General features: G+C 60.6%; 22 protein-coding genes, 1 tRNA gene and 2 riboswitches. Of the genes, 17 read left to right on the forward strand and 6 right to left on the reverse strand.

What is annotated here, in order from left to right:
- Window positions 1–41 precede the first annotated feature (41 nt).
- Window positions 42–125: riboswitch (glycine riboswitch) on the forward strand.
- Window positions 126–324: riboswitch (glycine riboswitch) on the forward strand.
- Window positions 325–374: 50 nt separating this feature from the next.
- The 7 genes from gcvT to ABXR19_RS01385 all read left to right on the forward strand — a co-directional run bounded on the left by gcvT (window position 375) and on the right by ABXR19_RS01385 (window position 7098).
- Complete coding sequence (gcvT, locus tag ABXR19_RS01355; protein ID WP_354599274.1) at window positions 375–1472, forward strand: glycine cleavage system aminomethyltransferase GcvT; 1098 nt, start codon at window positions 375–377, stop codon at window positions 1470–1472.
- A 51-nt stretch (window positions 1473–1523) separates the two neighbouring features.
- Entirely contained in the window at window positions 1524–1904 is a 381-nt protein-coding gene (gene gcvH / locus ABXR19_RS01360; protein WP_354599275.1) for a glycine cleavage system protein GcvH, read from the forward strand.
- Window positions 1905–2048: 144 nt separating this feature from the next.
- Window positions 2049–2216, forward strand: a complete 168-nt coding sequence (locus tag ABXR19_RS01365; RefSeq protein ID WP_354599276.1) for a hypothetical protein — start codon at window positions 2049–2051, stop codon at window positions 2214–2216.
- A 107-nt stretch (window positions 2217–2323) separates the two neighbouring features.
- Window positions 2324–5251, forward strand: a complete 2928-nt coding sequence (gcvP, locus tag ABXR19_RS01370) for an aminomethyl-transferring glycine dehydrogenase (RefSeq protein WP_354599277.1) — start codon at window positions 2324–2326, stop codon at window positions 5249–5251.
- A 70-nt stretch (window positions 5252–5321) separates the two neighbouring features.
- On the forward strand, window positions 5322–6110 hold the full coding sequence (locus ABXR19_RS01375) for a DUF2971 domain-containing protein (RefSeq protein WP_354599278.1): 789 nt from the start codon (window positions 5322–5324) through the stop codon (window positions 6108–6110).
- A gap of 122 nt (window positions 6111–6232) precedes the next feature.
- The gene (locus ABXR19_RS01380) at window positions 6233–6538 is read left to right on the forward strand and encodes a DUF5710 domain-containing protein (protein WP_354599279.1); all 306 of its coding nucleotides are present in this window, start codon (window positions 6233–6235) and stop codon (window positions 6536–6538) included.
- Between the two features lie 290 nt (window positions 6539–6828).
- Complete coding sequence (locus ABXR19_RS01385) at window positions 6829–7098, forward strand: biotin/lipoyl-containing protein (protein WP_354599280.1); 270 nt, start codon at window positions 6829–6831, stop codon at window positions 7096–7098.
- Here the strand turns inward: ABXR19_RS01385 and ABXR19_RS01390 are convergent, their stop codons facing one another.
- Window positions 7099–8025, reverse strand: a complete 927-nt coding sequence (locus ABXR19_RS01390; RefSeq protein WP_354599281.1) for a malate dehydrogenase — start codon at window positions 8023–8025, stop codon at window positions 7099–7101.
- 156 nt (window positions 8026–8181) lie between these two features.
- Here ABXR19_RS01390 and ABXR19_RS01395 point away from each other — a divergent pair, with 156 nt between their 5' ends.
- Window positions 8182–9351, forward strand: coding sequence for a branched-chain amino acid ABC transporter substrate-binding protein (locus ABXR19_RS01395; protein WP_354599282.1), 1170 nt, complete (start codon window positions 8182–8184; stop codon window positions 9349–9351).
- A 185-nt stretch (window positions 9352–9536) separates the two neighbouring features.
- Here ABXR19_RS01395 and ABXR19_RS01400 read toward each other — a convergent pair.
- Window positions 9537–9627: transfer RNA gene (locus ABXR19_RS01400), tRNA-Ser, on the reverse strand.
- Window positions 9628–9848: 221 nt separating this feature from the next.
- Between ABXR19_RS01400 and msrP the strand changes: the two genes are divergently transcribed.
- Together msrP and msrQ are read left to right on the forward strand one after the other, a co-directional pair.
- On the forward strand, window positions 9849–10790 hold the full coding sequence (gene msrP / locus ABXR19_RS01405; protein WP_354599283.1) for a protein-methionine-sulfoxide reductase catalytic subunit MsrP: 942 nt from the start codon (window positions 9849–9851) through the stop codon (window positions 10788–10790).
- Window positions 10790–11485, forward strand: a complete 696-nt coding sequence (msrQ, locus tag ABXR19_RS01410) for a protein-methionine-sulfoxide reductase heme-binding subunit MsrQ (RefSeq protein ID WP_354599284.1) — start codon at window positions 10790–10792, stop codon at window positions 11483–11485. The genes msrP and msrQ overlap by 1 nt, the downstream gene beginning before the upstream one ends.
- Window positions 11486–11487: 2 nt before the next feature.
- On the opposite strand, the gene ABXR19_RS01415 is transcribed toward msrQ, so the two are convergent.
- Entirely contained in the window at window positions 11488–11994 is a 507-nt protein-coding gene (locus tag ABXR19_RS01415) for a hypothetical protein (protein ID WP_354599285.1), read from the reverse strand.
- A 194-nt stretch (window positions 11995–12188) separates the two neighbouring features.
- Entirely contained in the window at window positions 12189–14150 is a 1962-nt protein-coding gene (gene yoaA / locus ABXR19_RS01420) for a DNA repair helicase YoaA (RefSeq protein ID WP_354599286.1), read from the reverse strand.
- A gap of 295 nt (window positions 14151–14445) precedes the next feature.
- Between yoaA and tfpB the strand changes: the two genes are divergently transcribed.
- The 6 genes from tfpB to msbA all read left to right on the forward strand — a co-directional run bounded on the left by tfpB (window position 14446) and on the right by msbA (window position 22449).
- Window positions 14446–16278 carry a type IV pilus assembly ATPase TfpB gene (gene tfpB / locus ABXR19_RS01425; RefSeq protein WP_354599287.1) on the forward strand — a complete coding sequence of 611 codons (1833 nt, stop codon included), beginning with the start codon at window positions 14446–14448 and terminating at the stop codon, window positions 16276–16278.
- 330 nt (window positions 16279–16608) lie between these two features.
- Window positions 16609–17064 carry a cache domain-containing protein gene (locus tag ABXR19_RS01430; protein ID WP_354599288.1) on the forward strand — a complete coding sequence of 152 codons (456 nt, stop codon included), beginning with the start codon at window positions 16609–16611 and terminating at the stop codon, window positions 17062–17064.
- A 91-nt stretch (window positions 17065–17155) separates the two neighbouring features.
- Window positions 17156–18772 (forward strand): methyl-accepting chemotaxis protein, encoded by a 1617-nt coding sequence (locus tag ABXR19_RS01435; protein ID WP_354599289.1) that lies wholly within the window; start codon window positions 17156–17158, stop codon window positions 18770–18772.
- Between the two features lie 322 nt (window positions 18773–19094).
- Window positions 19095–19760, forward strand: coding sequence for a tyrosine-protein phosphatase (locus ABXR19_RS01440; RefSeq protein ID WP_354599290.1), 666 nt, complete (start codon window positions 19095–19097; stop codon window positions 19758–19760).
- A gap of 127 nt (window positions 19761–19887) precedes the next feature.
- Window positions 19888–20547, forward strand: coding sequence for a hypothetical protein (locus ABXR19_RS01445; RefSeq protein ID WP_354599291.1), 660 nt, complete (start codon window positions 19888–19890; stop codon window positions 20545–20547).
- Between the two features lie 105 nt (window positions 20548–20652).
- Window positions 20653–22449 (forward strand): lipid A export permease/ATP-binding protein MsbA, encoded by a 1797-nt coding sequence (gene msbA / locus ABXR19_RS01450; protein WP_354599292.1) that lies wholly within the window; start codon window positions 20653–20655, stop codon window positions 22447–22449.
- Between the two features lie 181 nt (window positions 22450–22630).
- Here msbA and ABXR19_RS01455 read toward each other — a convergent pair whose 3' ends face one another.
- Complete coding sequence (locus ABXR19_RS01455; RefSeq protein ID WP_354599293.1) at window positions 22631–23425, reverse strand: secretin N-terminal domain-containing protein; 795 nt, start codon at window positions 23423–23425, stop codon at window positions 22631–22633.
- 144 nt (window positions 23426–23569) lie between these two features.
- Here ABXR19_RS01455 and ABXR19_RS01460 point away from each other — a divergent pair, with 144 nt between their 5' ends.
- Window positions 23570–24823, forward strand: a complete 1254-nt coding sequence (locus ABXR19_RS01460) for a putative Na+/H+ antiporter (protein WP_354599294.1) — start codon at window positions 23570–23572, stop codon at window positions 24821–24823.
- Between the two features lie 220 nt (window positions 24824–25043).
- Here ABXR19_RS01460 and ABXR19_RS01465 read toward each other — a convergent pair whose 3' ends face one another.
- Entirely contained in the window at window positions 25044–26513 is a 1470-nt protein-coding gene (locus tag ABXR19_RS01465; RefSeq protein WP_354599295.1) for a pectate lyase, read from the reverse strand.
- Between the last annotated feature and the right edge of the window lie 368 nt (window positions 26514–26881).

Genomic DNA, 26881 nt, shown 5'->3' on the forward strand with positions numbered 1-26881 from the left:
ATTTCTCCGGCTTGAGTTCGCCGCCAAGGCAGGTTACATTCGCGCCTCGTTCGGGAGAGAGTCGCAAGACCGCCGAAGGCGCAACCCCCCGGGAACGCTCAGGTATCAAGGACCGGACGAAGATCACAAATCTGGAGAGCGGTGCTCGTTCCAGTTTGAAATCGAACCGACACTTTGTCGACGTCGTCTTACCGTGCTACAGCACTGTCTGCGACTCGTCTTCGCGCCTCGGCCCGATTGCAAACCGGAATTTGGGTACCCACCGAAGGGGCACGGAAAGCACAGCTTTTCAATCTCTCAGGTATCAAGGACAGATGGGGGCCGCACTCACACACGAGGAGTCCGGCCCTTTTTCATTTGTCCCTGAGAGAAACATGGCCAAGCAGACTCCGCTCTACCCCGCACACCTCGCCGCCGGCGCCAAGATCGTCGACTTCGCCGGCTGGGACATGCCCATCCATTACGGCTCGCAGCTTGAAGAGCACAAGCAGGTGCGCGCCGACGCCGGCATGTTCGACGTCTCGCACATGCTGCCCATCGACGTTAGCGGCGCGGGCGCCCAGGCCTTCCTGCAGAAGCTGCTCGCCAACAACGTTGCCAAGCTCACCGAGCCGGGCAAGGCACTGTATTCCTGCATGTTGAAAGAGGATGCCGGCATTCTCGACGACCTGATCGTCTACTTTTTCGCCGCCGACGACTACCGCATCGTGGTCAACGCCGGCACCGCCGACAAGGACGTGGCCTGGATGCGTGAGCAGGCCGGCAAGCTGCCCGGTGGCGGCAATGTGACGATCAACCCGCGCCGTGATCTGGCCATCATCGCCGTGCAAGGGCCGAACGCCCAGGCCAAGGTCTGGGCCGCCCTGCCCGGCTCTGAAGCGGCATCCAGCCATCTCAAATACTTCCAGGCCGCGCGCTTCGGCGAGCTCATGCTCTGCAGCACGGGCTACACCGGTGAGTCTGGTTTCGAGCTGATTTTCCCCGCCGGCCAAGCCATTGAAATCTGGAACGCGCTGCGCGCCCAGGGCGTCGCACCCATCGGCCTCGGCGCGCGCGACACCCTGCGTCTGGAAGCCGGTATGAACCTCTACGGACTGGACATGGACGAGAGCGTCGGCCCGCTGGAGTCCGGTCTGGCCTGGACGGTCGACTTCTCCACCGGCCGCGACTTCATCGGCCGTGCCGCGCTGGAAGCCAATCCGCCCACCCAACAACTCGTCGGCCTGCTGCTCGAAGACCGTGGCGTTTTGCGCAGCCACATGCCAGTGTTCACCACGCACGGCGCGGGTGAAACCACCAGCGGCAGCTTCGCCCCGAGCATGAACGCTTCCATCGCCTTTGCCCGCGTGCCCGTCGGCGTGGCGCTGGGCGACACGGTCGAAGTCGAAGTGCGTGGCAAACGGCTCAAAGCGCGCGTGACGAAGATGTCCTTCGTGCGCAAGGGCAAGGTTCTGGTTCAGGCAGCAAACTGATTCATCACCCACTTCATCATTTCCAAACAAGATCAATCCAAGGAGCAAGACATGAGCATCCCGACCACGCTGCGTTACACCGAATCCCACGAATGGATCCGCAAGGAGCCGGACAACACCCTGACCATCGGCATCACCGATCACGCGCAGGAAGCCCTCGGCGACATCGTCTTTCTGGAGCTGCCGGAAGCTGGCCGCGTCGTGAAGGCAGGTGAGGAAGTCGCTGTCGTCGAATCCGTCAAGGCCGCCTCCGACATCTACGCCCCGGTCGCCGGCGAGATCATCGAAGCCAACACGGCTGCGGTGGATGCACCCGACAGCGTCAACAGCGATCCCTACGGCGCCTGGCTGTTCAAGATCAAGCCGGCAAACCTGGATGACATCGACGCGCTGCTGGATGCGGCCGGCTATGCCAAGGCCATCGACGCCTAAGTCTTTGACCAGTGAGCCACATCCCCCAACCCGTTCGCCCTGAGCGTAGCGCAGCGAATTCGAAGGGCAGACCATCGCGCCCCTGCTTCGACTCCACTCGCTGTGCTCCTGACGCTCGGCACGAACGGATTAAGGTAGCTCACCATGCCAAAACCTGATCGCGACCCGCTCAACGAACTGCTGAAGTACGCCATCGTCGCAGCGGGCATGTGCCTCGCCATGCTCGTGCTGACGCGCGGCAAGTGGCTCACGGCCTTGCTGATCGGGGTGTGGTTGGTGTTTGTGGTCATCCGGTTCAAACGAAAAACGTAGGGTGCAATAACCGAAGGGCATTGCACCGCACGCAACGAGGCAAATCCGGTGCAATTCGCGTTGCTCATTGACACCCTACAAACCCTATACGCCCCACAGAGAAAACCATGTCCCAACTGCCCCAATCCCTCACCCAACTCGAAGCCCGCGACGCCTTCATCGAGCGCCACATTGGCTCGAATGAAGCCGAAATCGCCTCCATGCTCGCTGCCATCGGCGCGCCCAGCGTGGATGGCCTGATCGAGCAGACCGTGCCCGCCGCAATCCGGCTGGAAAAGCCGCTGCCGATTGCCGCGCCAACGCCGGAACACGTCGCACTGGCCGAGCTCAAGGAGATTGCCGGCAAGAACGTCATCATGCGTTCGCTGATCGGCATGGGTTACTACGACACGCTGACGCCGGGCGTCATCCTGCGCAATGTGCTGGAAAATCCGGGCTGGTACACGGCTTACACGCCTTACCAGGCCGAGATCGCCCAAGGCCGCCTCGAAGCCCTGCTGAACTGGCAGCAGATGGTCTGTGACCTGACCGGGCTGGAACTGGCCAACGCCTCGCTGCTGGACGAAGCCACCGCCGCCGCCGAAGCCATGACCATGGCGCGGCGCATGTCGAAATCAAAGTCCAATGTGTTCTTCATCGACGCGGCCTGTTTCCCGCAGACCATCGACGTGGTGAAGACTCGTGCCGAATACTTTGGCTACGAATTGCTCATCGGACAGCCTGAAGAAGCGCGCCAGGCGGACTTCTTCGGCATGCTCCTGCAGTACCCGAATGTCACGGGCGAGATCGCCGATTACAGTGAAATCATTGCTGCCGCCAAGGCCAAGGGCGCCGCTGTGGCCGTGGCCACCGACCTGATGGCGCTGGTACTGCTGAAGAGCCCCGGCGAGATGGGCGCGGACATCGCTTTCGGCTCCGGCCAGCGCTTCGGCGTGCCGATGGGCTTCGGCGGCCCGCACGCCGCGTTCTTCGCCACCCACGAATCGAATGCCCGCAGCATGGCGGGCCGCATCATCGGCGTATCGAAAGACGTCGCCGGCAAGACAGCACTGCGCATGGCCCTGCAAACCCGCGAGCAGCACATCCGCCGCGAGAAAGCCAACTCCAATATCTGCACCTCGCAGGTCCTGCTCGCCAACATGGCCGGCATGTATGCCGTGTATCACGGCCCGGTGGGCCTGAAGACCATCGCCGGGCGCATCAACCGCCTGGCCGCGATCTTCGCCGCGGGCGTGGCCAAGACCGGCTTCAAGCTGGTCACGAAATCTTTCTTCGATTCGCTGGATATCGCTACCGGCACGCAGACCGCCGCCATCCTCTCGGCCGCCCAGCGCGCCGGCTACAACCTGCGCCAGGTTTCCCCCTCGGTGCTGGGGGTGAGCTTTGACGAGACGACGACGCGCGAAGAAGTGCTCGCCCTGCTCAACGTGTTCGCCGAAGCCGGCAAGCTGGCCAACGTGTGCGAGTTGGCCAAGCCTTTCGCCGCGCACGACATCGACACGCTGGACGCCAGCCTGCCCGCCAGCATTCCGGCCAGCCTCGTGCGCACGAGCACCATCCTCAGCCACCCGGTGTTCAACACGCATCACACCGAACACGAGATGCTGCGCTACCTGAAGAAGCTGCAGAACAAGGATCTGGCGCTCGATCACTCGATGATCAGCCTCGGCAGCTGCACCATGAAGCTCAACGCCACCAGCGAGATGATTCCGGTGACCTGGCCCGAGTTCGGCCGCATCCACCCCTTTGCCCCGCGTGAGCAGGTGACGGGTTACCTCGACATGATCGAAGGCCTCGCCGACTACCTGCGCGCGGTCACCGGCTTCCCGGCGATCTGCATGCAGCCCAACTCCGGCGCGCAGGGCGAGTACGCCGGCCTCGTGGCGATCCGCCGCTACCACGCGGCGCGCGGCGACGCGCATCGCACCATCTGCCTGATTCCGAAATCGGCGCATGGCACCAACCCGGCTACCGCGCAAATGTGCGGGCTGGAAGTCGTTGTCGTGGCCTGTGATGACAGCGGCAACGTCGAAGTCAGCGATCTCAAAGCCAAGATCGAGCAGCACAAGGACAAGCTCGCCGCGCTGATGATCACCTACCCCTCCACGCACGGCGTGTTCGAGGAAGCCATCAAGGAAATCTGCGCGCTGGTGCATGCAGCCGGCGGTCAGGTCTACATGGATGGCGCGAATCTGAACGCTCAGGTCGGCCTCACCTCGCCCGCCACCATCGGCGCGGATGTGAGCCACATGAATCTGCACAAGACCTTCTGCATCCCGCACGGCGGCGGCGGCCCCGGCATGGGCCCGATTGGTCTGGCCGCGCATCTGGCGCCCTTCATGGCCGACCACGTCGTCGCCGCGACCGGCGAAGACGGCCGTTTGCATGCCGGGCAAGGCGCGGTATCTGCCGCGCCCTTTGGCTCAGCCAGCATCCTGCCGATCTCGTGGATGTACATCCGCATGATGGGCGGCACGGGGCTCAAGCGCGCCACCGAAATCGCCATCCTCAACGCCAACTACGTCGCCCGTGCGCTTGATGCGCACTATCCGGTGCTGTACACCGGCAGCAAGGGCCGGGTCGCCCACGAATGCATTCTGGACATCCGCCCGATCAAGGCGGCGACCGGTATCAGCGAAGTCGACATCGCCAAGCGCCTGATGGACTACGGCTTCCACGCCCCGACGATGAGCTTCCCGGTGGCCGGCACGATCATGGTGGAGCCGACCGAATCGGAATCCAAGGCCGAGCTGGATCGCTTCATCGCCGCAATGGTGGCGATCCGCGAGGAAATCCGCCGCATCGAATCGGGGGCCTTCACGCCTGACAACAACCCGCTCAAGCATGCACCGCACACCCAAAGCGATGTGATCAGCACGGAGTGGACACGCCCCTACAGCCGCGATGAAGCCGTCTTCCCGCTGCTGTATGTGCGTGAGAACAAGTTCTGGCCGTCAGTGAATCGCATTGATGATGTGTATGGCGACCGGAATCTGTTCTGCGCTTGTGTGCCGATGGAGGCGTACGAGGGCTGAGGGCTTGATCGGGCATTACTCAATACATCATGAATCGGGGAAAACCTAGATGAGCGCGGGCAGGCTAAGCATGGAGGAGATCAAAAGCTATGTATTTCTTGTGCCTCATGACGGGTTTGACAAAGGCACGATTGTCTACAAATACCGGCAATTCAATGAACGAGCGCTCAAAAGTTTGCTGATGAGCCAAGCCTACTTCGCGCCCTCTGCTGCGTTCAACGACCCGTTCGAGAAAAAATCCTTCACCGATCTAGATGTAGACACCACCGGCTATGATCACGAAAGGGCCGTAAAAGTAGTTAATGATCTATTTTCTGACTGTGGCATTTTCTGTCTCTGTGAAACAGCAAACAACCTGCACATGTGGTCTTTCTACGGGGGCGACGAGAGAGGATGTGGGCTGGGTGGATTAGCCATAGGTTACAGACTTGAATCTCTCCTCAAAAATTTGAGGCCCTGCTCCTTGGACAAAGACGAGCACGTCCCACGCTGGAGATATGTCTATCGCGTGGAATACGGAAACCGCCCCCAGAAAATCAAGTTCAAACTTCTACATAGTGGTAATTACAAACAGCAAGGTAGAGAGCGACAAAAGCAATTCGCTCATAAATCCAACGCCTTCAAGGGGGAGCAGGAAATCCGCATCGTCTTCGTTGGGAAAGACGACACCAACAAGAAATATGCAGGACACGGCCTGTATGAGCACAGCCCCGAAGACATCGCAGAAATCGTATTCGGAGAACACTTCGCTCCAGACAACGAGGCAGTTATTCGACGCTTACTCGAAGGCCGAAATGTTCATTTCCGACGAGCCAAACGCATTCCTAACCAGTACGGCCTTCAAGTTGTGGATGCTTGAAGAAACGTCCAAATATGGTCGCTCCTAGTAAATGCTGTTCGCACGGGCAACCACGGAGTAACACTCCACGTGGGCGGACCTTCCCGTATCATCCCGCCCTCGCCATTCACCCCCGCCACATCATGAAATTCAATCTGAAGGTTCCCTTCGCAGAGAAAGACGCCGCCAAGAAGCAAGGTGCGCGCTGGGATGCAGCGAACAAGCTGTGGTATGTCGCGGACAAGGCGGACATGACGCCTTTCGCGAAGTGGAATCCGACGCCGCGCGATGCGTCTGCAAGCGCGGCGCCGTCTGCGTCAGGGCGGGCTCCAGCGAAAGCCGCCGCGCCCGCCGCAGGCATCGTCCAGATCGGCAGCAAATATGTCGAGTTGCCGCGCGTGTGCGAATGCCTGCCTTGGGATGATTGCGACAAGTGCCGCGCGACCTGATCGCTACTCCGCTATTTTTGCGGCAAGCACTGCGCGCGGCGCAAAGCCATCAGAGCGCAATCAGGATTGGGACCTTCGCTGAACTGCTATTAGACCTGCTTGCAAAGCCGCATCAGCATTGGCTCTGCAGGCAGCCTCCGCCAGGAGGCAGGATGCGCGCGGGTCTCCAGAGGCACATTTGAAAGACAACCCTTATCGGCCTGGTCCTGCGACGACCGCCTGCCCCAGATCAAGGCTGCGCAGCCTCGCCCTGTGCGAAGCTGCAAACCTGTTCCCGAAGCACCGGCCTCATGTCTGATCTGATCGAAGTCCGCATGCCGCGTTATCCCGAATGCTGGGAGAGCTGTGGTTCCTGCGCCAGCGGCGAGGTGTTCATCATCGACGTGCTGGTGCAGCCCGGTGACGTGCTGCGTGCCGACGACAATCTGATCACGCTGGAAACCGGCAAGGTGGCGTTGGATATCCCCAGCCCTTACGCGGGGGTGGTGGTCAAGGTGCATCTGCAAGTAGGCGACAAGCCCGAAGCGGGCGCACTGATCGCTACCTTGATCAAGCCGTAGTCAGGTCAGCGCAAGCAAGGCGCGCAGGTGCTGCTCGGACGCTCTGAACGCTAGCTGCTCCTCAGCGCTGAATTCGTAGTTGAGGATGCGTTCCACGCCGCCGCGCCCGACCACGCAGGGCACGCTCATCACCAGATCCTCAACCCCATACTGCCCTTGCAGCAGTACGCCCAGCGGCAGAATCGATTTTTCATTGGCCTCAATGGCGCGAATGATGCGGAAGACGCTGGCCGCGATGCCGTGATTGGTATTGCCTTTGCGCTCGAAAATACGGAATCCGGCCTCCAGCGTTTGCTGGCGGACCGCGTCGCGATCCACCGGCGGCAGACCATTGAGCCGACAGTAGCTCTCCACATCCAGCCCGCACACCTTGCACAGACTCCAGGGAATGAAACCCGTCGCACCGTGATCGCCCAGCAAGTAACCATGCAGGTTCTTCGGGTCGACCTGAACATGATCGCTGAGTATTCGCAGAAAGCGCGCCGTATCGATCAATGTGCCGGCCGAGATCAGGCGCTCCGGCGGATAGCTCGACGCGCGCAGCATCACCTGGGTCATCACGTCGACCGGATTGGTCACATTGATCACGATGGCCCCGGGCGAATAGCGCTCCACATCAGCGATGATGCTGCGCAGGATGAGCGCATTCACCCGCACCAGATCATCGCGACTCTGGCCTTTCTGCAATTGGGCGCCCGCCGTAATCACGACGATGTCGCTCGCGGCGGTCTCTGGATAATCACCGGCCACCAGAGAGGGATTCTTGGCATAGGTGAAGGGCGTGGTGTGCGAGAAATCCCAGATTTCGGCCTCGGCTTTTTCGCGCGCCTTGTCGACCGCCACTATCTCGGTGACTTCGCTCATATTGAGTAGAAGCCCAAGAATTTCGGTGCCAACGGCCCCCATGCCGATCACGGATACTTTCATGCCCTGCTCCTGAAGACGTTGAGCGCACCTGCAACGGATTGTGTTGATGCTCTCAGCAAGTCTATTCCTGAGACTGATTTACGCCTATCCGTATCCATACGGAGCCGGATGCGGCAATAATCGCGACTTCAGCATTTATCTCCGGAGTCATCGCCCATGTCACGTCGCACCTCCTTGCTCCTGTCATCGCTATTCTGCATGCTGCTGGCACTCAGCGCCTGCCAGCCCAAACAGGAAGAAACAGCAAATGCCGGCACAGCCGCCGCACGCATCATCAAAATCGGTTTTGCCGCCCCGCTGACCGGACCGCAGGCACACTACGGCAAGGGTTACCAGAACGGTGTGCAACTTGCGATTGATGATGCCAATGCACTGAATCCGATGATTGCCGGGCAAACCGTGCAGTTCGCACTGGTCGCCGAAGACGACATGGCTGACCCCAAGACTGCCACCCAAGTGGCCCAGCGCGTGCTGGATGCCGGCGTGGCAGGCATGATCGGTCACTTCAACTCCGGCACCTCGATTCCGGCCTCCAAGGTGTATTCGGACGCTGGCCTGCCGCAGATCGCCATGGCCACCGCTCCCACCTTCACCCAGCAGGGCTTCAAAACCACCTTTCGCTCGATGACCTCTGACACCCAACAAGGCTCGGTGATGGGCCGCTTCGTGGTGAGCAAGCTCGGCGCGCAGAAAATCGCCATCATCGACGACCGCACGGCCTACGGCCAAGGTCTCGCCGACGAGTTCGACAAGGCAGTCAAAGCCGCTGGCGGCCATGTGGTGGCACGCGAATTCACGAACGACAAGGCCAGTGATTTCATGGCCATCCTGACCAGCATCAAGAGCAAGAAGCCCGACGTCATTTTCTTCGGCGGCACCGATGCGCAATCCGGCCCGCTCGCCAAGCAGATCAAACAGATCGGCCTCAAAACTCCGCTGCTGTCTGGCGAAATGACCCGCTCCGACACCTTCCTGAAGCTTGCCGGCGATGCTGCCGAAGGCACCATCGCCTCGCTGGCCGGCCTGCCAATGGACAAGATGCCGGGTGGTCAGGACTTCCTGACCCGCTTCAAAGCCAAATATGGCGAACCCGAGATCTACTCACCCTATGGCTATGACGCAACGCGCATCCTGATCGCCGCCATGCTCAAGGCCGACTCAACCGAGGCCGCAAAATATCTACCAGTCCTCGCGGCTATCGAACACACCGGCGTCACCGCGCCGAAGATTGCCTACGATGCCAAGGGCGATCTCGCCAATGGCGGCATCACGGTATACAAGGTCGTGAACGGAAAATGGGAAGTGATGGAAACCATCGCCGAGTAAGTCTTGTTGCACAAAAACCAAGGGCCGGCATTGCCGGTCCTTTCTATGATGGTGGCACGCATTGAATATCGGCCACCCGTGTGCATTGAAATTTAACTTGGTTGGAGTGGCGTTCTTCTATTGATGGATGACTGAAAACAAAAAACCCGCACTGCCAGTAGCAGTGCGGGTTTTCGTTTCATTCGTGGCGGAGAAGGCGGGATTCGAACCCGCGGTGGGATGTTATCCCACACACGCTTTCCAGGCGTGCGACTTAAACCACTCATCCACCTCTCCGCGAAGAGGCGCGATTATAGCCACAGAAGCCCGATTGGGCAATCCCGCCACGCAACATTCCGGACGGAGTGACAACAAACGCCCTGAATTTGAAAATTGCCGTAAGCTTTTCGCAAATCAGAGGTCTACTAAGAAGAAGCTGATCACGCCATCGCGGCAAGATCATGAGCAAGTTCTGAAAACAGAGAGTCTGGCAGCCCCAAGCCACGAAAGGATGCACCATGCTGATCCGCCGCCCCGCCGATATTGCCCCATCGGAAATCACCTCGCCCGAGCTGTATCGCGCCCGCCGCGAGTTCATGGCTCACAGCGGCCGCTTGGCGCTGGCCGGCGCATCGATGCTGGCAATGCCCTGGTCGGCCGCCGAAGCGGCTGCGCTGGCGAATGTGCAGCCAAACAAGATGCCGCTGAAAGACAAGCCGACACGCATCAAGGACATCACGACTTACAACAATTACTACGAGTTCGGCCTCGACAAGGAAGACCCTGCCGAGAACGCCCGGGCGCTGAAGACACGGCCATGGTCAGTCGTAGTGGAAGGTTTGTGCAACAAGCCGCGCAGCTTCGCGATTGAAGATCTGCTCAAACTTGCTCCGCTGGAGGAGCGCCTGTACCGCATGCGCTGCGTGGAAGGCTGGTCGATGGTCATTCCCTGGGTGGGCTTCTCGCTTTCTGCCTTGCTGAAGCAGGTCGAACCGCAAGGCAGCGCCAAGTATGTGGAGTTCGTCACGCATTACGACAAGAAAACCATGATCGGCACCTGGCAACCTGTGCTGGACTGGCCCTACACCGAAGGCTTGCGGATGGACGAGGCGCTGCATCCGCTGACGACCCTGGCGGTTGGCCTGTATGGCGAGGAATTGCTGCCGCAAAACGGCGCGCCGATCCGCCTCGTTGTGCCATGGAAGTACGGCTTCAAGAATGCAAAATCCATTGTGCGCATCCGTCTGGTCGAGAAGATGCCGGGCACGGCCTGGAACAAGGCCGCTGCCAATGAATACGGCTTCTACTCCAACGTGAATCCTGATGTGGCCCACCCACGCTGGAAGCAGGACACCGAGCGGCGCATTGGCGAGCTCACCAAACGCAAAACCCTGATGTTCAATGGCTACGATGAAGTCGCCTCGCTGTATGCGGGCATGGATCTGAAAAAGAATTTCTGATGACAGACTGGTTGCGCAACCCCGGCCGACGCGGCATCGCGGCATTCAAATTCCTGCTGTTTGTCGCCTGCCTGATCCCGCTGGCGCTGCTGGGCTGGGGCTTCTATGCGGATGAGCTGGGCGCCAACCCGATTGAAACCATCACCCGCGACACCGGCACCTGGACGCTGCGCTTCCTGTTGATTTCGCTGGCCATCACGCCTCTACGCAAAATCACGGGCATGAACTGGCTGATCCGCACGCGGCGCATGCTCGGGCTGTACGCCTTTTTCTATGCGTCACTGCACTTCACGACTTATCTGTGGCTGGATCAGTTCTTCGACTGGGGCGGCATCGCCAAGGACATCCTCAAGCGCCCCTTCATCACCGCCGGTTTCGCCGCTTTCGTACTGCTGATTCCGCTGGCCGCCACGTCCTTCAACGCGGCGATCCGCGCCCTGGGCGGCAAGCGTTGGCAAACGCTACACCGCAGCGTCTACGCCATCGCCATCATCGGGGTGGTGCATTACTGGTGGCTGGTGAAGCGAGATATCACCCAGCCGCTGATCTATGCCGCGATACTGGCTCTGCTATTGGGTTTGCGGGCGGCATGGCGGGAGAACGAGCGCAGAAGCCAGTCTCAGGGCAGCCTCACGCCAAAGCCAATACCGGAGCGGCTCTCGAAGAAACGTGTGATTCCGATCGTGCCGCGCTGAGTTCAGCGCAAATACGGCTTCACCCGCGCCTTGAAGGCAACGGCCTGCTCGATGCGCATCGACTGATTCAGCGCGGTGATGATCTCGTTGCCCAGCGCGATGTAATCGCCAATGCGGGCAGACTGGGCGAGTTTCTTCTGGTACGCGCCGCCCTTTGAGCCAAAAACTTCGTTAATCATCTCGGCATACAAGCGGTACAGGCTCATCAGGCGGCTGGACTCGTCTGCCGGCACCTCGTCGGGCAAGATGGTGAGCAAGGCGGCAGAAACCGGGCTGGCGGGGGCCTGAGCTGGCGGCACATGTACAGGCTGGATCAAACCCGCGTCCTGCAGTTCCTGCAGATGCGCTTCGGTCACACCAGCAGCGGACAGGGTTTTTACCAGATGATGCGCGGGCTGTTTGCCATCAACCATCACCAGCAAGGTACGCAAACGCGGATGCAGGCGCATCTGGCGCTGTTGCAACTCGTCGATGCCGAACACGGTTTTGGTGAAAACGACGGCGTCCATATTTGCCTCGATAAGGTAAGAAATACTTACAGCGGCGCGAGCCACAAGCCTAATGATAGCTACGACTTTCGCGCTATTGCAACGCCCGGTTTCCCCTAATGCAAAAATTGACCCTGCATCAGCCCACAGTTGTGACTAAATTCACACTCCAAGCCCGGTTAGCCGGCTAAAAGCAGCCCGCAGGCAGCGGTCGCTCAGATCTCGCTCGCCGCGGGCGCCGGCAAAGTTTCGAGAAACGCCACCACCTCGGCTTCCACGCGCGATCGGCGCATCGCCGGCAGGCTCTGCCAGACGCGCTTGCCATAGGGTTTGCTGAGCATGCGCGGATCGCACACCATCAGCACGCCACGATCGCGTTCGCTGCGAATCAGGCGCCCGGCGCCCTGCTTCATGCTGATCACCGCGCGCGGCAGCTGATAGTCCATGAAGGGATTACGGCCCTGCTTTTCGATCCAGCTCACGCGCGCCTTGAGCACCGGATCATCTGGCGGCGCGAACGGCAGCTTGTCGATGATCACTACCGACAGCGCATCGCCGGGCACGTCCACGCCTTCCCAGAAACTCTGACTGGCCACCAGCACCGCATTGCCAAGCATGCGGAAACGCTCCAACAGCTCGCTGCGCGAAGCCTGGCCCTGCAGCAGCAGCGGAAAATCCAGGGCCTGGCGATGGAAGTGCGACTCCAGGCCTTCGTGAATGGTTTTCATCGCGCGTAGCGAAGTGCACAGCACGAAGGTGCGTCCCTGCGCCGCGCGAATGATCGGCAGCGCAGCCTCAACCACGGCATCGGCGTAATCCAGGCTATTCGGGTCGGGCATATTGGGCGGCGCGTAGAGCACGGCCTGCTCGGCGTAATCGAAAGGGCTGCCCCACATCCCGGTTTCGGGCGGCGGATCAAGCGCATCGAGACCCAGCTCGGCGTTGTAATGCGCGAAGTTCTTGCCGACGGCCAAGGTTGCTGACGCGAAGATCCAGCTCTTGGCGTTGCCCTCGATCTGCTTGCGGAAGATTTCGCCCACGCGCAGCGGCGTGGTGTTCAGCGAAGCGGACTGGCTGAAGACTTCGACCCAGCGGATCGTGTCCGGCTGGTTCAGGCGTCGCCAGTTCGTCACCCGGCGGTGCATTTCGGTGCCACGCTGCCAGCATTTCTCCAGGCCTTCCGAGCGCTCGGCCTGCGATTCGGCCAGCGTCAGGTAATGCTCCAGCTCCTTCTCGACCACATCCAGCGCGTTGGTGAAATCCAGCTTGTCGGCAACCTGTTCGTAGCCCAGACGCGCGTTCTCTCCCGGAATCGCCAGACGCAGATCGCGCGCAGCCTTTTCCAGCGAACGCGTGGCGTCCTGCAGCGGGGCAAAATCACGTGCGGCGATCAGTGCCTCGGTGCGCGTGTCGCGTGCCAGATCCAGCAGCTGCCCGGTCGAAGCCGAATCGCCGAAGAACATGCTGGCGGTTTCCGGCAGCTGATGCGCCTCATCGAAGATCACGGTATTGCAGGCCGGCAGCAACTCGCCCATGCCTTCATCGCGCAACATCACATCCGCGAAAAACAGGTGATGATTGACCACCACTACATCAGATTCCTGCGCCGTGCGCCGCGCCGCCATCACAAAGCATTCCTTGGCCGAGGGGCATTCCTGACCAAGACAATTGTCGCGCGTCGAGGTGGCCGCCATCCACACCGTCGAATCCTCGGGCACGCCCGCGCACTCGGCCTTGTCGCCGGTCATGGTGGTCAGCAGCCACTTTGAAATCGTGCGGATCTGCACCGCATCCTCACGATTGAGGAAGCGCCCTTCCGACATCGAACGCTCGATGTGATAGTGGCAGGCGTAGTTCTGTCGCCCCTTGAGCAGCGCCACGCGCACCGGCACCTTGAGCGCCTTGCGCACGGCCGGCAGATCGCGGTGGAAAAGCTGATCCTGCAGCGTTTTCGTGCCGGTGGAGATGATCACCTTGCCGCCGGAAAGCAGCGCAGGCACCAGATAGGCGAAGGTCTTGCCGGTGCCGGTGCCGGCTTCGGCCACCAGGGCACGGTTGCCCTTGATCGCGCGGGCGATGGCTTCGGCCATTTCGACCTGTTGCGGACGCGCGCGAAAGCCCGGAATCACGCGGGCCAGCGAACCTTCATCAGCAAAATGTGCAGCAATATCGTTCATGGGGAAACCGGAAAAAAGCCGGGCGATGGTAGCACGCGCAGCCTGCCGGATTGAGGGCCGAAAACCTGAGGCCGAGTTCATGAATGGCTGTAGATCCGCACCCAGCTTACCTGTGCAAAGCCCCATTCTGTAGAGGCAATACAGGCGCGGCTCTTCAAGCATGCCTCTGTCGGCTCAATCTTCGCCGCCGCCGGTCGTTAAAACCTGCAAAGGTTCCCGAAAACTCCGCCTGCCGCATTGCGACTTCCGAAGCGCAAGCCTACAGTCAGCAACAATTTATCCTCGCCCAGCCCAAATGCCCAAAGCCGCCAGCATTGTCCACCTCAAGGCCACCGTCACGCCCATCACCGAGGCTGATCGCAAGCTCACGCTCAAGGAAGTACTGCGCCTGCTGCTTGATGATCAAATCCTTACGCGCGAGGAAGCCGAGCAGGTGCACGCCGAGCGCCATAACAGCAAGGCAGTCCATCCGCTGTCAGTGATCGCGGAACGCCAGTTCAAGAACCAGCAGCCGCCACACAAGCCGTTGCATCTGGAAGCCCTCACCGAATGGCTGGCAGGCAAGCTCGGGCTGGAATATTTCCATATTGATCCACTCAAGATCAATTTTTCGATCGTCACCGAGGTGATGTCCGCCGCCTATGCCTCGCGCCTGCAAGTGCTGCCGGTGCAGGTCACGCCCCATGAGGTAGTGATCGCCAGCGCCGAGCCGTATGTGCGCGAATGGGCACTCGAGCTGACACCGGTGCTGCGCAAGCCGATCCGCCGCGTCTTCGCCAACCCGCTGGATATCGAGCGCTTTCAGGTCGAGTTCTACAACCTCGCGCGTTCGGTCAAGAAGGCCACGCAAAAGGAAGCGCTGCAAGGCGGCCAGATTTCCAATTTCGAACAACTGGTCGAGCTCAGCAAAACCAATCGCCAGTTCGACGCCAACGAGCAGCACATCGTCAGCATCGTCGACTGGCTGTGGCAATACGCTTTCGAGCAGCGCGCCTCAGACATCCACGTCGAACCGCGCCGCGACATCGGCATCGTGCGTTTCCGCATCGACGGTGTACTGCATCAGGTCTATCAGTTGCCGATGGGCGTGATCAACGCCATGACCAGCCGTATCAAGATCCTCGGGCGCATGGACGTGGTCGAAAAACGCCGGCCACAGGATGGCCGCGTCAAGACACGCACGCCGCAGGGCACCGAAGTCGAGCTGCGTCTGTCGACCCTGCCCACCGCCTTCGGCGAAAAACTGGTGATGCGGATTTTCGATCCGGACGTGCTGGTGCGCAATTTCGTCGAACTCGGCTTCACCGACGATGACACGACACGCTGGGCGCACATGACGCGTCAGCCCAATGGCATCATTCTGGTCACCGGCCCGACCGGTTCAGGCAAGACCACCACGCTCTACTCCACGCTCAAGCAACTGGCCACGCCGGAAGTTAACGTGTGTACGATCGAAGATCCGATCGAAATGGTCGAAGGCGCCTTCAACCAGATGCAGGTCCAAGCCTCCATTGATCTGGGCTTTGCCGATGGCGTGCGCGCCCTGATGCGGCAGGATCCGGACATCATCATGATCGGCGAAATCCGCGATTTGCCCACCGCCGAAATGGCGATCCAGGCGGCGCTGACCGGTCACCTCGTTCTCTCCACCCTGCACACCAACGATGCGCCCTCGGCGATCACCCGCATGCTCGATCTGGGCGTACCGGCCTATCTGCTCAACGCCACCATCCTCGGCGTGATGGCCCAGCGTCTGGTGCGCACCCTGTGCCCGCATTGCAAGGAAGCCGCCGCGCCGACCGAAGAAGAGGCCGCGGCCTGGACGCAGCTGGCGATCCCCTTCAAGGCGCCCGTACCCACCCAGATCTATCATCCGGTCGGCTGTCTGGAATGCCGCAACACCGGCTACAGCGGGCGCATGGGCATCTATGAAACCCTCCTGATGTCGCCCGCGATCAGCCGCCTGATCCACAGCGGCGCCGATCTGGCGCTGGTGCGCCAGCAGGCCTACCGCGAAGACATGAAACCGCTGCGCATCTCCGGCGCCCTGAAAATTGCCAAAGGGCAAACCAGTCTGGACGAAGTACTGCGCATCGCCCCGCCTGCTCAGGATGAGAAGATGGGTTGAGCGCCTGCGGCGCAGTGCTGAGTGCTGAGTGCTGAGTGCTGAGTGCTGAGTGCTGAGTGCGTAATCAATGTGCCCCGAGAGTCTTGCCTGTCAAGGCTCTTCAGCACACCAACCCGAAGACGCTTGGCAGGCGCGGCGTTACAAGCATGCCCCACTCAGCACTCAATACTCAGAACTCCGCCGCAGGCGGCAGGCCGCCACAAGGGCATAAACCTCAAGTTATCCGCCACGCCAGCCGTAACTCCCTTTGGCCCGGGAGTGTCTATCGCCGCGGCCACGACCCCCTGTGCGGATGGCGTTTGCGTCACTCCCACACCTTGACGCGGAGGCATGATGAAAATTTCAAAACTATTGCTCGTTTCGATGATTTCGCTGCTGGGCACGGCGCACGCAGCTGATGAATTTGCTTCGGCCAAAGAGGCCGAAGCCATGGTGGTCAAAGTGGTGGCGGCAGTCAAAGCCAATCGTGCAGCAACGCTGGCAGAGATCACCGCTAAAAACGCCAAATGGATCGACCGGGATCTGTACCCGGTGGTCTACGACACCAAAGGGCAAGTGCAGGCTCATGGTCAGAACGAAAAAATGGTCGGTAAGGATCTGATCGATTTCAAGGATCCGGATGGCAAGCTGTTTGTGCGCGAACGCGTGGATCTGGCCAAGAGCAAAGGCAAATTCTGGCAAGACTACAAGTTCACCGATCCGCTGAGCAAGAAGGTCCTGCCCAAACAGGCTTATTGCGAGCGCAGCGGTGAGGACATCGTCTGCGCCGGCGTCTACAAACGTTGAGAAAAACCAGACGGCGCGAGGCGATCTCGCGCCGATTCTTTGCGTAACAAACCGGCGCTTTTCTGCAGCATGTTTCAGGGGAGAAGGTTTCATGCGGATCATTCATCGAATGCTGGCAGCGCCCTTGCTATGCGTGCTGCTGATGCTGGTTATGGGCGGCGTGGGCTACTGGTCGCTGAGCTCGATGAGTGGCGCGCTGCGCGAACTCTTTGAACAACGCTTCAACCAGGTCCTGCTGGTCAAAGGCCTGGAAAGCAGCCTGCTGCTGACCCATGCCGATGCCTACAGCCTGTTCACCTCGCTTGACGGCCTCGCGGCAGACAAACTCGCCACGCGCATCGCCAGCATTGACGCCTCGACTGCACGTATCGGCAGCCAGGTACAGGCCATGCAGACGGCCGACAACATTTCTGACACAGACAAACAACTGCTGACCGAGATTGCCGGCGGCCTTGAAAAATATCGCAAGGCGGTCAGCACCGCACTGGACATGGCCAGCGTCGACCCGGCCATGGGGCGCTCAGGCATGCAGACGGCGGACGACGTGTTCAAAGAAGTCTCGCGGGCCGTAAGCCAGGCGGTGGATGGCCAGACCGAGGCCGCACGCGAACGCTATGAGCTGGCTGACAGCAACGCGCGCAACGCACAATGGGGAACGCTGGGCACGCTGCTGGCGTCGATCATTCTGGCGACAGCCATCAGTTACTACATGGCGCGCAGCATCGTCGGACCGATGCACAAAGCCGTAAAAGTCGCCGAACGGATCGCCGATGGTGATCTGAGCCTGAACATTGAAGCGGGCTCGAATGACGAACTGGGCCATTTGCTGAGTGCCCTGACGCGCATGCAGAATGGCTTGCGCACGGTGATTGGCGAAGTACAGGACAGCTCGCGCAATGTCGAAGGCGCCGCCCATGCCATGAGCGACGTTGTCGGCGGCGTAGCCAGCAGTGTCAGCGAAGAAAGCGAATCCCTGAGCGGGATTGCGGCGATGGTCGAGAACCTGACCGAGAGCATCTGGAACGCAGCCGAACGCACCGAAGCCGTCGTAAAAGTGGCGCACGAAACATCACAAACCGCCACCGAAGGACGCGACCGCGTACTGCATGCGGCCGACGAGGTGCGCAAGATCGTCAGCACGGTCGATGGCACCGCCGCTTCGATGACGACCTTGGTCAAGAGTGCCGAAGAGATCAGCGGTTTTGCCAACGTGATCCATGAAATTGCCGACCAGACCAATCTGCTCGCACTGAATGCCGCCATCGAGGCCGCCCGCGCAGGCGAGCAAGGCCGCGGCTTCGCCGTCGTCGCCGACGAAGTACGCAAGCTGGCTGAGAAAACCGCGCTGGCCACCAGCCAGATCCAGACAATGATCGAACTGGTGCAACGTCAGGCCCGTGAAGCGGCCGATGAAATGGGCGTGGCGAAAGCCCGCGTGGAGTCCGGTGTGGCCGAAGTGGAGGGCCTGCGCGAACCGCTCAAGGCGCTGGACGAAGGCGCCCATCAGTCCCTGGACAATCTGCGCGAACTGAGCGAAGTGGCGCGCCAGCAATCCAGTTCAGCCAGCGAAATCGCCCAGAGCGTGGAACGCATCGCCAACGCCAGCGAAAGCAACTCCGCCGCCGTAGGACGCGGCCGCGAAGCCGCCACAGAACTGGAAGGCCTGGCCCGCACGCTGCTGCACAGCGTGGAACGGTTTCGCTGTTAAGGACTGGGGACTGGGGACTGGGCCGGCAGCATGGCCGGAGAGCCGCTCCTGTCAAGCGTCGTCGCACCGCTGCTTGAAGAGCATTGCTGGGCAAGGCTCTGCAGCAATGCCAGTTTTCGTAGGGTGGGTTCGGAGCGCAGCGACAACCCACCGTTGGCGGACGTGGAAAAACCGTTAGCTCGCTTTGCAAGTCAACACTTCGCACCGGGCACGATGGTCAAGCCAGCCCTCCGAGTTCCCATTTCCCAGTTCCGAGTTCCCATTTCCGCCCTAGCCAAGGATAATCCCCCCCTTTCCCCATTCGGGCTCACCGGGTTTTTCCGTGGCACGCGACGTAACAAGTTTCTCTGGCCGGTTTCTGGCCTATCTGGATATGCTCTTTATCGATCACGGCTTCATCCGCGTGGTCTACAACAACCTGCACGCCCTGCCCGGCGGCCTGTACCGCTGCAGCCAGCCCAGCCCGGGCCAGATCCGCAAATACCAGCGCAAATATGGCATCAAGACCATCATCAATCTGCGCGGGGCGGACGACACGCGCCGCTATGCGCTGGAAGCCGAGGAATGCCGCCGTCTGGGCATTACCCTGATCGATTTCAAAGGCATCCTCTCGCGTAGCGCGCCGGAAGTCGAATGGCTGCTCAAAGCGGAAACCATGCTCGCCGAGGCGGCCTATCCCGCCCTGATCCACTGCAAGAGCGGTGCCGACCGGGCCGGTTTTGCGGCTGCGCTGTACCGCATGTTCCGCTTGGGCGAACCGGTACAAGACGCGATGCGCGAGCTGGCCTGGTACTACGGCCACCTCAAAGGATCGAAGACCGGCATCCTCGATTTTTTCTTCGAGGAATATCTGGCCGCCAACGCCAAATTCCCCATCGAATTCAAGACCTGGCTCACCACGGCCTACCATCGCGATCAACTCAAACAAGCCTTCCACACCCGTGGCTGGGCTGATTTTCTGGTCGACAAAGTGCTGCACCGGGAGTAAGTCACTACTGATCGCTATACCCTTCTGTACTGGCGCCCCGGCATTGCCGAAACTACTTCGTTTCACTAGGCTTCACCGAGCGATTCGTTTGATCAGCTTTCGTAAAAACATCGCAAAGGAGGGCTTCATGAAAAAAAATATTCTCTTTGCCGCAGTACTGACTCTCTGCAGCGGCACCGTCATGGCCGAAATCGGCGCTGGGGTTCAAATTGGCACGACGGGTGCCGGCGTTGACGCCGCGTATGCCTTCAATAATCTGATCACCGCCCGCGTTGGCTACTCTGGGTATAGCTACAACAAGACATCAAACTACAACGACGTCGACTACGACGGCAAACTCACGCTTTCAAACATTCGTACGCTCGCCGACCTGAGCCTGCCACTAGGGTTCCGGGCAACCGGTGGCCTGATTTTCCAAGGCAACAAAATCAATCTCACCGGAAAGCCTTCCGGTGGCACCTACACCATCAACGGCACGACCTACCAAGCCAGCGACGTAGGTCAATTTGATGGCCAGATCAAATGGAAGAACAGCGCGGCGCCGTATCTGGGCCTTGGCTGGGGTTCGGTCAGCAGCACGGGGATCGGCTTCTACGCAGATATTGGCGCCATGTACCAAGGAAAATCCAAAACCACACTCAACCTCACATGCGGCACCGCACTCGATGCATCTCAGTGCGCGCAGTTGAGGGCCGATGGCGAAGCAGAACGCATCAAGGTTCAAGACAAGGCCAGTAAATACCAGTGGTATCCGGTTATCAGCATGGGGCTGAGCATCGGTTTCTAATCGCAGCGGGGCGGCTTATCCAAGCCGGTCCCGCTTCTGCAGGATATGCGGTCCGCCACTGCTACAATGCAGCCCCCTTGCAGTGGTTAGCTTCAAACGCCGCGAATGAAAGATTCCTTCCAGCTCTACCTCCGCCTGCTCGCCTACATCAAGCCTTACTGGCGCGTGTCGGCCCTGTCGATGCTGACCATGGCCGCCGTCGCCCTGCTCAATCCGCTGATGGGTCAGCAGATGAAGTTTCTGGTCGATGATGTGCTCATCGCCAAGGATCAGGACGCCCTGCTGCGCGTCATGCTCATGCTGATCGGCATCGTAGTCTGCAAGAGTCTGGCCGAATATGCCTCCAGCGTTGCCAGCCAGTGGGTCGCCAACAAAGCGGTTGAAGACCTGCGCCGCTTCGTCTTCGAGCATCACATGCGCCTGCCCTTCTCCAGCGTGCAGGCACAAACCTCGGGACGCATGCTCTCGCGCGTCACCTACGATATCCCGCAAGTGGGCACCGCCCTGTCCAACGCCTGGATCATCGTCATCCAGGACACCCTGACCGTACTCGCGCTGCTCGGCTGGCTGTTGTACAACGCCTGGCACCTGACCCTGATCATCATTGCCACCGGACCGGTGATCGCCTGGATCATCCGCAAGGCCAGCACCGGCATGCGCACCTCCAATCGCGCCCAGCAGACGACCATGGGCGAGATGACCAGCACGGTCGAGGAGCAGCTCGCCGGCCTGCGCGAAATCAAGATCTTCGGCACCCAGCAACATGAAGCGAACCGTTTCGCCGACATCGCCACGCGCCTGCGCAAGGAAACCATGCGCGTCGTGCGCATCTCCGCCGCCAACGTGCCGATGGTGCAGGTGCTGGCCTTCACGGCCGTAGCCGGCGTGCTGTACGCGGCAGGTCGTCTGGCCGCCAGCGGCCAACTCACCCCGGGTGATCTGATGGCCTATGTCACGGTCACCTCGCTGATCTTCGAGCCGATCCGGCGCCTGACCAACATCAACGCCACCATCCAGCGCGGCCTGGCCGGCGCGCAGAGCATCTTCGAGCTGCTCGACATGGAACCCGAAGTCGACAGCGGCACGCAGCAGATCGAACGCGCACGCGGCGAAATCCGTTTCGAGAACGTCAGCTTCGCCTACCCGGGCCAGGACACGCCGGCCGTCAACGACCTGTCATTGACCATCGCCCCCGGCGAAACCGTCGCCTTCGTCGGCGCCTCGGGCAGTGGCAAGACCACGCTGATGGCGCTGGTCGCACGCTTCTTCGAAATCCAGTCAGGCCGCATCCTGATCGACGGCATCGCGGTGCAGGACATGCCGCTCACCACCCTGCGCAGCCAGCTCGCCCTGGTCGGCCAGCACGCCGCATTGTTCGACGACAGCGTCGGCCACAACATCGCCTATGGCCGCCAGGGCGCCGACATGAGCGAGATCGAAACCGCGGCCAGCCAGGCCCACGCCATGGAGTTCATCAGCAAACTCAATCAGGGTTTCGACACGCGCATCGGCACCAACGGCAACCAGCTCTCCGGCGGCCAGCGCCAGCGCCTGGCGATTGCCCGCGCCTTCCTCAAGAACGCGCCGATTCTGCTGCTCGATGAAGCTACCTCGGCGCTGGATAACGAATCCGAACGCGTGGTGCGCGAGGCGCTGGTGGAATTGCGCCGCGACCGCACCGTGCTGGTCGTCGCCCATCGCCTGACCACCATCCGCGATGCCAACCGCATCGTGGTGATGGAACGCGGGCGTATCGTCGAAATCGGCAATCACGAACAACTCGTGAACGCCAACGGCGCCTACGCCCGCCTGCTCGCCAGCGGTGAAGACATCGTCGAAGACGCAGGTGCAGGTGCGGTCTCCGAGATGCAGATGTTCAACGAGACGGTGGCGCGGGGTTGAAAAAAGTGCTGAGTGCTGAGTGCTGAGTGCTGAGTGCTGAGTGCTGAGTGCGTAGGCACTGTGTGTTCGAGATCCGCGCCAGTCAAGCCTCTTCAGCACCCCTGCCCGAAGAGGCTTAGCGGGCGAGGCTCTGCAAGCATGCCCCACTCAGCACTCAATCCTCAGAACTCAGCACATCTCTTTACTCCATCGCCTCAACCTTGATCCAGTATTCGCTCGTCTGCTCACTGCGCCCACTGCGGTAATCCACAATCCCGCTGCCCCGGTTATCGCTCTGCTGACTCACCCCGCCCAGCGGCATCCACTGCCCGAGCCGGCCGCGCACGGTGGTCGACAGGCGACTCCCTTCAATTGCCCCGCTTCCATTCATGCGCTGATTCTGCGGCGCGATGGTCAGCACGACTTGATCACCGGCCAGTTGCGGACGCACCGAGAAACCTGAGCCCACATCCACATATTGCGTGCCGCGCGAAACGACCGCGCCGCCGGGGCCGTACACCATCTGCGTCATCGGCAGCGGCACGGATTTGCCAAGGTAGATGTAAGCCTCGCCATCCTCCACGGTCTGGATCGTCTGCAGGGTCTGGCCGCTGCTTTGCGAATTACGCGAGTAGGCCTGCCCGCGCCCACTCACATCGATATCGCCATTGCGGATTACCACCCGGCCATCCGCGCCGATGCGCGTGTCCTCTTCCTGCGCCGAGCCGCCCTGGCGCACCGAGATCATCAGGCTGCGCGCACGCGTATCGATAGCCTCCAGCGCACGACGAATCTGCTCGATATTTTCCGGCGAGGCCCGCACGATGATCTTGCCACTCATGGCCGACATCGACCCGCCTGGCTCCAGCAAGGGCCGCAGCGTCGGCATCACCTGTTCGATCAAACGGTAACGCAAAGGGATGATTTCCATACGCTGCTGCGCCTGCACCAGCGGGGCCAGCAGGATGAGGACAAGGGCAAACAGAAGATTTCGCATGAGGGCTCCAGTGCCAGAAAAGGCTTCTCCATTATCGACGCTCACCCGCGCTCGCGCCATGCACACGAAAGGCCGGGACGATCAGCGGAACCTCGACGCATAATAGGAGTCTGGAAATATCGAGAACATAAAACAGGGCCCAGCATGAATCACAGCATCGAACTCCTCGCCACCGCACTCTTTGCGCTGGCCATCGTGCACACCTTCATCGCCCCACGCTTCGAGAAGCTCGCCCATGCTGGCGGCACGCATGCCGGCCTGTGGCATTTCATGGGCGAGATCGAAGCCGTGTTCGGCATCTGGGCCACCGTGCTGATCGTGGCCATGATTGCCTGGCTGGGCTCGAATCCAGCGATTGCGCATCTGGAGAGCCTCAACTTTACCGAGCCGATGTTCGTCTTCGCCATCATGGTCGTCGCCGCCTCAAGGCCGGTACTGGAGTTCTGCGGCAAACTGGTCGAATGGCACGCACGTGTCATTCCCCTGCCGCATTCGATGGCGCGCTATTTTGTCGTGCTCTCCGGCGTGCCCCTGCTCGGCTCCTTCATCACCGAGCCTGCCGCCATGACGCTCGCCGCCCTGCTGCTGCGCGAGCACTACTACTCGCAGAAAGTCTCCACGCGTTTCAAATACGCCACCCTCGGCGTGCTCTTCGTGAACATATCGATTGGTGGCACCCTCACCAACTTCGCCGCGCCGCCCGTACTGATGGTCGCCGGCGCCTGGGAATGGACGTCCGGTTTCATGGCCAGCACCTTCGGCTGGAAAGCGACCATTGCAGTCATCATCAATGCCATCGCCCTGACCGCCGCATTCAGAAAGGATCTACAAGGGATCGCCCCGGAGAAGTCCGCCCCGCGCGGCTCTGCACCATGGCCCGTCGTAGCCGTCCATCTGGCCTGCCTTGCCGGCGTGGTGCTGTACAGCCATCACCCCATCGTATTCATGGCCCTCTTCCTGCTCTTTCTCGGTTTCGCTGACGCGTACGAGCACTATCAGGACCGCCTGATCCTGCGCGAAGGCCTGATGGTCGCCCTCTTCCTCGCCGGCCTCGTCGTCCTCGGCTCCTTCCAGAAATGGTGGCTGCAGCCCATCCTGTCCAGCATGAACGACCTCGTCCTGTTCTTCGGTGCGCTAGGTCTCACCGCCTTCACCGACAACGCGGCCCTCACCTACCTCGGTTCACTGGTCGAAGGCAGCTCGGACGGCTTCCGCTACGCGCTGGTCGCCGGCGCAGTGACTGGCGGCGGCCTCACCGTCATCGCCAACGCCCCCAACCCCGCCGGCTTCGCCGTGCTGCGTGAATGCTTCGACGATGGCGCCATCAGCCCGCTCGGCTTGCTGGCGGCAGCGGCCCTGCCGACGGCGGTGGCGGCTGGGGCGTTTCTGGTTTTGTGAGTTTTGGAGCTAGGGTGGGTTCGGAGCGCCGCGACAACCCACCGCCCACGTCCAACGATTTACCGCGCGGGTCAATAACCCGCCCTGCGAGGCTGCGCAAGAGTCTGGCGGCCTGCCGAAACCAAACCAATCCGTGCTGAGAAAAACCTCAGCCTGATCGGCGGGAAGAAATGGAAAAGGCCCTCGCGGGCCTTTTCCATTTCCAGGTACCACCGGAAAATTACTTGAAGCCGGTGATGTCCGTCACGCTGACATTGCAGGTCGCGGTATTGAAGAACAGGCCCAGCTCGCTGGCGCTGCCGCTGCCTTTTTCCACACCGTTGTATTCCATGCAGATTTCACCGCCACTGTCCGGCGCCGCCCAGTTGTAGATACGCATGTTGCGGATCGTGGCCTTGTCACCGTAATTGCGATTGACGCCCACCACCACGCCGATGGAGCCATTGCTTTGCACGTTGTTGATATTCACATAGCGCGGGCCGCCATTGCCGGTGCAATCGCCACAGGAACGATACAGCTTGCCGATGCGGCCGTAGAGCTGGAAGTTCTCGATATTGAAAGTGCTGCCGTTCTTGGCATTGTGCTGGAACACCTTGTCATCCGCAGCATTCGCCGAACCGCCGGAAACGGTCAGCGACAGGCCGCCATCCTTGAGCGTCGCCGCGTCTTCGCAGACATCTTCCCACACGGTATTTTCAATGCGGCAATGACCGGCCGTACAGTGAATACCGTCGGCAGCGTTCTTGTTGATGCGCAGATTGCGGATCGTCGAATTACGCAGGGTGAATACCGGCTGCTGAGTTTCGCTGCCGCCCGCGCAGGTCGTGCCGACAGTGATGCCACCACAATCCACGACGCTATCGACCAGCACATTGCCCGGTGCGCAGGCTTGCGCATTGCTCGCCACGGCATAGGTCAGGAACTCCAGGATATTCGGCTTGCCCGCCTGCACTGCGGCAAACAGCACGCGCACGGCCGAGGCCTGGGTCAGCGCGAAATCATGGGATTTATTGGCGCGAATCGTCGTGCCGGTGGACACCGTGCTCCACACACCGCTCTTCAACACCTGGATTTCGTGGCTGCTCACCCCTTCGCCCGCTTCGCTCAGAACGACGCGACCCAAGGTAACGGGTGAGGCAAAGCTCACCTGCAGCCAGTTGCCGGCAGTGTTTGTCCCAGCGACCCACTTGGTCGTGAAATTGGCATCGACTGCCTGCGCAGCCGTCTGGGTCGTGCTGGCCTGACTGCTGGCCGAGGCTACGCCGGAAGCAGCAATATTGGTCAGGATATATCCGACACCACTACCAGAAGACGAAGATGAACTTGATGAAGAACTCGAGCTGCTCGACGAGGAGCTGGAGCTGGAGCTGCTCGAAGAAGAACTCGAACTGCTGGAGGACGAGCTGCTGGAAGAGCTTGATGAACTTGAGCTACCCGAGGGAATCGAGCACTCATTCACGCCACCGGCGGTGCGACCACCGAAAGTGGCCTCGTTACACACAAAACTGCCAATGAGCTGCTTGTAGAAGAACTTGTCGGCGCGGCCAAAGGCCACATTTTTGGATGTCGCCACCGAACAGGTCTTGCCTTCGGTACACAGGGTTACATAACCTGTCGGGCGATTGGCGGCCGAAGCCTGCCCCGCCAATGCTGCGGCCAACAGGCCGAGCACCACATGCTGAATTTTCATCTTTTGTCTCCTGGCTTATGCATGGCTTGGCGCCATGCGTTTATGTTTCCTGAATGCCAGAACGACACAAAAACCGTGATGAATTTCACGATTATTCGCCCCCCGGCTTGCTAAAGCTAGCAGAGGGACGATGAATTACAAGGCGGAAAGCGCCTCGATGGCCAGACGGACAGATCAACGGAAAAATCAGCCAGATCAGGCAACTGCCCGCACAGCCGCGCGGGGCGGACCTGTACAGACAGGCATGCTGAAGAAGACCGCCCCATGCGAATCTTCAGGCTCCTGCACTACATACTCACTGGAATGCCCCCATTCGGGTGCTGATGAACGCTGTGCTGTTTTGGCATGAGCATTCGGCTGGAAATGCC

Source organism: Uliginosibacterium flavum, assembly GCF_040566545.1.
GTDB lineage: Bacteria > Pseudomonadota > Gammaproteobacteria > Burkholderiales > Rhodocyclaceae > Uliginosibacterium > Uliginosibacterium flavum.

What these genes read in the sequence shown, in the direction of transcription:
- gcvT (WP_354599274.1), top strand. Translation starts at nt 375, where the DNA reads ATGGCCAAGCAGACTCCGCTCTACCCCGCACACCTCGCCGCCGGCGCC.
- gcvH (WP_354599275.1), top strand. Translation starts at nt 1,524, where the DNA reads ATGAGCATCCCGACCACGCTGCGTTACACCGAATCCCACGAATGGATC.
- ABXR19_RS01365 (WP_354599276.1), top strand. Translation starts at nt 2,049, where the DNA reads ATGCCAAAACCTGATCGCGACCCGCTCAACGAACTGCTGAAGTACGCC.
- gcvP (WP_354599277.1), top strand. Translation starts at nt 2,324, where the DNA reads ATGTCCCAACTGCCCCAATCCCTCACCCAACTCGAAGCCCGCGACGCC.
- ABXR19_RS01375 (WP_354599278.1), top strand. Translation starts at nt 5,322, where the DNA reads ATGGAGGAGATCAAAAGCTATGTATTTCTTGTGCCTCATGACGGGTTT.
- ABXR19_RS01380 (WP_354599279.1), top strand. Translation starts at nt 6,233, where the DNA reads ATGAAATTCAATCTGAAGGTTCCCTTCGCAGAGAAAGACGCCGCCAAG.
- ABXR19_RS01385 (WP_354599280.1), top strand. Translation starts at nt 6,829, where the DNA reads ATGTCTGATCTGATCGAAGTCCGCATGCCGCGTTATCCCGAATGCTGG.
- ABXR19_RS01390 (WP_354599281.1), bottom strand. Translation starts at nt 8,025, where the DNA reads ATGAAAGTATCCGTGATCGGCATGGGGGCCGTTGGCACCGAAATTCTT.
- ABXR19_RS01395 (WP_354599282.1), top strand. Translation starts at nt 8,182, where the DNA reads ATGTCACGTCGCACCTCCTTGCTCCTGTCATCGCTATTCTGCATGCTG.
- msrP (WP_354599283.1), top strand. Translation starts at nt 9,849, where the DNA reads ATGCTGATCCGCCGCCCCGCCGATATTGCCCCATCGGAAATCACCTCG.
- msrQ (WP_354599284.1), top strand. Translation starts at nt 10,790, where the DNA reads ATGACAGACTGGTTGCGCAACCCCGGCCGACGCGGCATCGCGGCATTC.
- ABXR19_RS01415 (WP_354599285.1), bottom strand. Translation starts at nt 11,994, where the DNA reads ATGGACGCCGTCGTTTTCACCAAAACCGTGTTCGGCATCGACGAGTTG.
- yoaA (WP_354599286.1), bottom strand. Translation starts at nt 14,150, where the DNA reads ATGAACGATATTGCTGCACATTTTGCTGATGAAGGTTCGCTGGCCCGC.
- tfpB (WP_354599287.1), top strand. Translation starts at nt 14,446, where the DNA reads ATGCCCAAAGCCGCCAGCATTGTCCACCTCAAGGCCACCGTCACGCCC.
- ABXR19_RS01430 (WP_354599288.1), top strand. Translation starts at nt 16,609, where the DNA reads ATGATGAAAATTTCAAAACTATTGCTCGTTTCGATGATTTCGCTGCTG.
- ABXR19_RS01435 (WP_354599289.1), top strand. Translation starts at nt 17,156, where the DNA reads ATGCGGATCATTCATCGAATGCTGGCAGCGCCCTTGCTATGCGTGCTG.
- ABXR19_RS01445 (WP_354599291.1), top strand. Translation starts at nt 19,888, where the DNA reads ATGAAAAAAAATATTCTCTTTGCCGCAGTACTGACTCTCTGCAGCGGC.
- msbA (WP_354599292.1), top strand. Translation starts at nt 20,653, where the DNA reads ATGAAAGATTCCTTCCAGCTCTACCTCCGCCTGCTCGCCTACATCAAG.
- ABXR19_RS01455 (WP_354599293.1), bottom strand. Translation starts at nt 23,425, where the DNA reads ATGCGAAATCTTCTGTTTGCCCTTGTCCTCATCCTGCTGGCCCCGCTG.
- ABXR19_RS01460 (WP_354599294.1), top strand. Translation starts at nt 23,570, where the DNA reads ATGAATCACAGCATCGAACTCCTCGCCACCGCACTCTTTGCGCTGGCC.
- ABXR19_RS01465 (WP_354599295.1), bottom strand. Translation starts at nt 26,513, where the DNA reads ATGAAAATTCAGCATGTGGTGCTCGGCCTGTTGGCCGCAGCATTGGCG.